The organism is Micromonospora sp. NPDC047707 (genome assembly GCF_040704235.1).
Lineage (GTDB): Bacteria > Actinomycetota > Actinomycetes > Mycobacteriales > Micromonosporaceae > Micromonospora.
Genome location: NZ_JBEYSU010000143.1, coordinates 1 through 1,594 on the forward strand (window position 1 = coordinate 1; position 1,594 = coordinate 1,594).

The following is a 1,594-nucleotide window of genomic DNA, read 5'->3' on the forward strand; positions in this document are numbered from 1 at the left end:
CTCGGTTCCTGGTCGTGTGGTCAGCGTGGGTGCGTGTGGTGGCTGGGAGTGGAATGCAGGGGTTGGGGCGTTTATGTGGTGAAGACGGCGTTCCAGAGGGTGAGCCAGGCTTGGGCGCGGGGCCAGTGCGCTGGTAGGTGGAGCACGGGGCGGCGTTGTGGGCGGGCGAGGCGGGCTGGGAGGTTGATCAGGTGGGTGCGCAGGGTGGCGCCTCGGGCCCTGGCGTAGCGGGCGGTGTGGGTGAGGGTGCCGGCGGCGCGGAGCAGGTTGTGGCAGATGGCGGCGAGGATGGTCCAGGCGGCGTTGGCGCCGAAGGAGCCGGAGGGTTGGTGTGCCCAGGGTCCGTCGATGAGGTCGGACCAGACGGTTTCGCAGATGGCGTGCCGGCGGTGGGTGATATCGGCGGCGGTGACCGGCTCGGGGTTGTTGGTGAAGAACGGGTGGTAGCGCCAGACCGGGAACAGGGGGTCCTGGGTGTTGGCGTCCAGGACGCGGCGCACGATGAGCCTGCCGGTGATCTCGTACTGGGTGCCGGCGAACGCGGTGTACTCCACTTCGGACACCTGAGCGTCGGAGATGGATTGCCCGGTGTCGGGGTCGGTGACCGCGCCCGGGTAGTGCACGGGCTTGTACTGCTCGTCGCCGATGCTGCTGATCGCGGCGTCGACCGCCGGGTTGCGGGCGATCGCGAACGAGAATGTCGCGCCGGCCTTGACGACCGCGGCGATGACTTTGCCGCTGCAGAACGCGCTGTCGCCGCGCACGAGGAGGTTGTGCGCTTGCGCGCCGGCGTCGGTGGCGGTGTTGATCGCCTCGGTCACCATGCTCGCGGCGCCCTTGCCGGAGCCGGCACGCCCGGCCCGTAGCCGCACTCCGGCCAGCACTGGCGCTGCGGTCGGGGTGCTGATCGTGACGGCCAGGGGCGACAGACCCCGGCGCAGGATGGCCTTGCCCGCGATCTTCGTGTGCCCGAACGAGGCACCCTGCTTGGCGTGCCCGTACACCGGACGCAGCAGGGAGTCGATGTCGATGAACGCGCGTTCGTCGATGCCCGCCAACACCGGGGTCTGCTCGGCGAGCGCGACCAGGTGCCGGCGCAGCACCGCCGACAGCTGCCGGGTGTGGCCGTGGGTGAACTCCCGCAGGAAGATCCCCAACGTCGTGGCCGCGTAGATCCCACCGAACAGCTTCTTCATCCCACCGGCACGGATGACGTCCAGGTCATCGATGCTGTCCGCGCCAGCGGCCATCCCGGCGATGATCGAGGTCAACTTCGGCGTCGAGTTAGCAGCCCCGGATTTGACCCGCTCACAGGCAAACCGCACGTGCTCGTCCAACAGCTGCGACAACCCAGCCTGCTCGGCCAGCTCCAGCAGCGGCACCAGCCCCGCACACGACACGAGATTGTCCTCGTCGAACAACGCGCTGTCCGCGCGCCAGGCATGAGATCCTTGCACCGAAAGTGCCCTTCTGAACTGGTGAGATTCGTGTCCTAGACAAACCCGATCATCCCAGCCCAGACGGGCACTCTCACCATCTACACGCCAACTCGGACGCCATCACAAGCCGACCTGATCCACGGATCGAGGCTTAG

The 1,594-nt window shown here is 68.1% G+C and carries 1 protein-coding gene; it reads right to left on the bottom strand.

All coding sequences use genetic code 11. From position 1 onward, the window contains the following. Nucleotides 1–71 precede the first annotated feature (71 nt). Nucleotides 72–1,457 (bottom strand): IS1380 family transposase, encoded by a 1,386-nt coding sequence (locus AB0873_RS32500; protein ID WP_366604624.1) that lies wholly within the window; start codon nt 1,455–1,457, stop codon nt 72–74. Between the last annotated feature and the right edge of the window lie 137 nt (nt 1,458–1,594).